Here is a 4621-nt window from a genome sequence, read left to right on the forward strand (position 1 = left end):
AACCCCTGTAACCCACTGAATTTATTACTCCCGAAGATTGCGGGTTATGCGAATTGTGTTGCGATTTTGATTTGGGCAACAGCCCGTATAGATTTGGCTGACGGCGCCGACGAAACTGAAAATGTGAAGGGCGGCCCTAAGGTTCTCACTTGCAACGATTATCCCCCCAACAAAAATAATGGCTGCACGGACAAATTGAAAGCTGTAGCTGACAAAGAGGTCGATGACCGTGTCTGTCAACCTTTGAATAGTTTCTATGTCTTCGTGCAGGGCCTTTACCCTCTGTTTGTTAAAAGGAACACGGTGATTTATCTATGCGAAACACGAGAAGGCGGTTGCGTTTTTCTTCGTTGGTCTGGCGACGGAAGTCAACTCCAGGCATAGGCGGCCATAGACAAGACCCCATACATGAATGCCTTGTGCAAAACGCGCCCCTTAGCCCCGGAACCGGCCGCCCCTAAAGGCACGAAGAGGGGCAAAAAATGCTCGGCAGGATAGGGATGGTTTCGTGAGGCAGATGGCCCCTGTTTCTTGTAGTCCAGGAGCACCTCTTCTCGTCCTCCAGTGATGGCCTCTTCCAACCAGGCATCAAATGCTGTGGCATAGTCAGGCGGCACAGAATCAACAGCGTATTTGCGAATATCCGGCAGGTTGTGTGTCGCCCCGCCACTTCCAAGGATCAAAACTTCCTTTTCTCGAAGGGGCTTTAACGCCCTTCCCAAGTCCAAGTGATGCTGTGGATCAAGCTCAGTCTGGACCGAAAGCTGGATTACGGGCACGTCGGCTTCCGGATACATCAACATAAGCGGAACCCATGCGCCGTGATCAAGACCTCGTGTAGGATTTGTCCGTGCTTTGAATCCTGCATGGCTCAGCAGTGACACGGCCTCTTGGGCAAGGTCAGGTTCACCTGGCGCAGGGTAGTGTTTTTCAAAAAGGATTCGGGGCCCGGAAAAATCATGAATTGTCTCCGGGGCCGCCGCAGCTGTCAGTATGGGCCAAACGGCTTCCATGTGCGCTGAAATGCAAATGATGGCCTTGGGACTATCAAACGTCTGGCCAAGTTTTTTCAGGAATTCATGCGTCGGCCCGGGCTTTACAACGATGGCGGGCATCCCATGAGAAACAAAAATCGTGGGCATTAAAGCCATGTTTTTTTCAACACCTTTTTTTTGCATCAAACGGTTTACGATACAAAGAACCACTTCCTTTTTTCTCTTTTTACGGATCTAATAACAGATCTGTTTCCCAGGCGAGTTTTTAGAGACGCTGTCTCTGCCCAAATCTGTTCTCCCTTTACATTTTCGGGATTCAGGAGCGACCTTCCAGAAACATCCTGCTCATTGAGGCGGGATACGGCGGCACTCCCATGCATTTTAAGACATGAGCCTCCCCTCCACCAAAACCCTCGAACCACCGTTAAAGGGATTTGCGTTGGCATTTATACGGTCTGTGGCAAGGTCGTATAGTTCATTTGCAAGGATAGTACACAATTCGATGAGGAACAAGAAAGCATATCCCGACCAATATTGACTGGTGCTCAAAACCGGGCCTTGGGTCGTTGACGTTGAGATCGCTTCCCATAGGCTATAGGCAATGAAGGTCATAGGGGAGAACTGCAATGGCATGATTCGAACCCATACTATTAAATGTTCCCTTGGTATCTCATTTTTCAACACAATCCGGCAATTCTCAAACTAGGGGTTTCTCAGAAGCGCTTCGCAAGTAATTCAGAGCCCGATTCAGGGCTGCATCGAGCTTTTGCGATTGTTCGAATATGATCTGTGCATAATCTGAAAGCTTTTCGCCAGTGAAGTCCTTTTGGGTGATTCGATTTGCAAACCCGCCTATGGCGGTTAAAGGATTCCTTAGCTCGTCCATCAACTTTAGAGCCAGGTCGTTTGCAAACTTGAGAACGGCCATGCTTTTTTGATCTTGGTACCGTTGCTGTTCGCTCTCCATGAGGGCTTTTTGGGCCTCTTTGAGCTCAGTAATATCTTCAGAAATCTTAATATAGTGCGTGATAGCGTTTGTCTTGCTTTTCAGACAAGAGATGGATGCCCTCTCCCAATAGTATTCCCCAGTTTTCTTTCTGTTGTGAAACTCTCCGTGCCACACCCCGCCAGATTTGATGACGTTCCACATGTTTTGCTTGTCTTCAGAGGATTGTTTACCCAATTCCGCTGCGTTTTTGCCGATGACTTTCTCCCCAAGTAAACCAGTCATTTCAGTAAACCGGGGGTTAACATACTCAATAGCGCCAGACGCATCCGTTATCATGATGGCACTGGGACTCTGCTCGACAGCATGAGATAGTTTGAGCAGCTGTGCCTCCATCTGTTCGTAGTCGCAGGTCGTTTTTTCTAATTCCTCCACCCTTGTGGCCAGGTCTTGGTAGCTGGTTTTTTTAGCCATTATCGCTTCCCTATTGGGGTTTGCACTCAGCAGCCGCTTGGATATCCTCTTCCGTAATGCCCAGAAGATGAAAGACATGGGCCATACGAGTCTTACCAAGAGACACATTGGCAACCCGGTCCAGTCGTTTTTTGGCATTGTAGGCGATGCCTAACCCGGCCTGAGCCAACATGAGAGCATCATTGGCCCCGTCGCCTACTACCACTGTTTGATCAAGAAGGACGCCCTCATCGCAAGCGCTCTGGTTGACGATAGGGGCTTTTTCCGCGGCATCCACGATTTTTCCCGTAACACGTCCCGTCAGTTCCTCATTCTTTATCTCCAGATGATTAGCAAAGGCGAAATCAAAACCCAGCTTTTTTTTCATATAATCCGAAAAGAAATCAAAACCGCCGGTAACAACGCCCGTCTTAAATCCCAACCACTTAAGAGTTCTGACGAGTTCTTCCACCCAGCAGACAGCCTTAATGATCTCCATATCGACCAACGTGCTGTCCATGTCGAAGAAGATCAATCGCTTATTCTTCCTGTAGGCCTCCACTCTTTGAACAGCCAGGTCGGTATTGAGTTCTCGGCTTTTGGCCATGATTCTCTGCTTCAGGCGGGCCAGGCTAGAGGCCTGGCTAACGTCAATGACCATGTCGACGGATCGGGCGCCATGGTGTGTTTGGCTTGCAATCCCCTCAATGTTGACGCTTTCTTCTGTGAGAATCCGGGATAGTTCGGCCAAATAGGGCGTGCCGCCAAAATGGGTGAGCACATGATGATGAGGCTGGCTGATGGCATTCTCCTCGCTGGATGAGACGAACTGATAGTCCAGGCTCAGGCCAAGCTCCGAGGCCTCAAAAAGCAGATCCTTGATGACGGCATCTTTGGTCTTGGCGGCAATGTCCACATCCAACAAGAAGTAGAGCCCCAGCAGGTTTTGCAGTGATGCTTGCTTCATGTCTGCAATGGCCACGTGGTGCTTCACAAGAATCTGGCTTAAGGCCGCTAAGACGCCGGGCCGATCAGGTCCAGAGACCGTGACTATCAACATGGTATTTTTTTCCCGTACACCCCAAAATCTTGCGGGCTGCCATCCTTTTTCCGCGGTTTTCTTCAAATATGGCAGAAAGCAGCTTAATATGCAACGCGAATACCTTCCTTTTTCAGGGGCTACCTAGGGGGACGTCCATTGGATTATAGGTTTACTTCGCCTGGTCGGAGGGGCAAAAGGGCTACGTTCTTCACTTTTAAAGTTTTCTATCGGCGAAGTCTTTTGATAAAGGTTGTTGCGCAAAAGGACTAGAGAACGTCCACCAAAACAACCAGGAAGTCGCGTTTCGGGTTTAGGGTTTTGATTGGCGGATTAAGATACTTATATATCGATGGAGTATTTTAGTAGCTTATGGACGTCCCGGTGGTCCTCGATTTCTTCGCGAAGATGCTTTCCCTGAAGAGAAGTAACTCCTTCCGGGCACGGAAGCGGGGATGACCACCGAATCGGCACTGAATCATTAAACTTATAGGCGATACAAATGAACGGAATCGTCCGGGCGGACATCAAACAGGGAACGCGTGTTAAGGTTGTACAGAAACAGGATCAGCGATCCAAAAAACTTACGGAAGGCATCGTTAAGGATGTTCTCACGAAATCCGCCACACATCCACATGGGATCAAGGTTCGTTTGGAAAGCGGCATTGTAGGGCGCGTGAAAAAGCTCATTCCCTGAAGTCCGCATTGATCTTTCAGGGCGCCGTAAAGGTGTCCACAAAAAATAAGAAACTAAAATATATCGATGGAGTTATTTGGTATCTTATGGACGTCCCGGAGGCCGTGTTGTTGCTGAAATTTCTCAAAACAGCGACATGCAACCGGCCATCGAACAAGTTTTAATCAAATAAACAGTTTGGCAATATGGGTGCATCTTAAATTTATCTGCCCTATATTTCTCATATGATTGGAAAAAGATCTGATTTCAACCATGTGAAATGTGAAACAAAAGATCGCTCCATCCGATCAGGAATTAAACAAATGTCAAATGTCAAGGGCAGAACCCAGTTTCACTGATGTGTTGATATTTATAAAAAATAAATATTTAGATTGCTATTACGTATAATAGTGTTTAGGATGTATCATCAATTAAGTCTCGCCGTAAATTGGCGGGAGGGTTTCTTTCTGTGGGAATTATACGTTTGTTAAACGCTATCATCCTTCAGTTGG

At 47.8% G+C, this 4621-nt stretch carries 5 protein-coding genes; 2 read left to right on the plus strand and 3 right to left on the minus strand.

Going from position 1 to position 4621, the window contains the following annotated elements:
* On the plus strand, nucleotides 1-384 hold a 384-nt coding region (locus JW883_07620; protein ID MBN1842131.1), incomplete at its 5' end, for a hypothetical protein.
* Here JW883_07620 and JW883_07625 read toward each other — a convergent pair.
* From JW883_07625 to JW883_07635, 3 genes are all read right to left on the minus strand, one after another.
* The gene (locus tag JW883_07625) at nucleotides 369-1178 is read right to left on the minus strand and encodes a dioxygenase (GenBank protein ID MBN1842132.1); all 810 of its coding nucleotides are present in this window, start codon (nucleotides 1176-1178) and stop codon (nucleotides 369-371) included. The genes JW883_07620 and JW883_07625 overlap by 16 nt on opposite strands.
* A gap of 514 nt (nucleotides 1179-1692) precedes the next feature.
* Nucleotides 1693-2415 carry a PAS domain S-box protein gene (locus JW883_07630; GenBank protein ID MBN1842133.1) on the minus strand — a complete coding sequence of 241 codons (723 nt, stop codon included), beginning with the start codon at nucleotides 2413-2415 and terminating at the stop codon, nucleotides 1693-1695.
* Nucleotides 2416-2425: 10 nt separating this feature from the next.
* Nucleotides 2426-3454 carry an HAD-IB family phosphatase gene (locus JW883_07635; GenBank protein ID MBN1842134.1) on the minus strand — a complete coding sequence of 343 codons (1029 nt, stop codon included), beginning with the start codon at nucleotides 3452-3454 and terminating at the stop codon, nucleotides 2426-2428.
* A gap of 481 nt (nucleotides 3455-3935) precedes the next feature.
* On the opposite strand from JW883_07635, the gene JW883_07640 reads away from it, so the two are divergent.
* Nucleotides 3936-4130 carry a YwbE family protein gene (locus JW883_07640; GenBank protein ID MBN1842135.1) on the plus strand — a complete coding sequence of 65 codons (195 nt, stop codon included), beginning with the start codon at nucleotides 3936-3938 and terminating at the stop codon, nucleotides 4128-4130.
* Nucleotides 4131-4621: the final 491 nt, after the last annotated feature.

The sequence above is a fragment of the Deltaproteobacteria bacterium genome (genome assembly GCA_016930875.1).
Taxonomy (GTDB): Bacteria; Desulfobacterota; Desulfobacteria; order Desulfobacterales.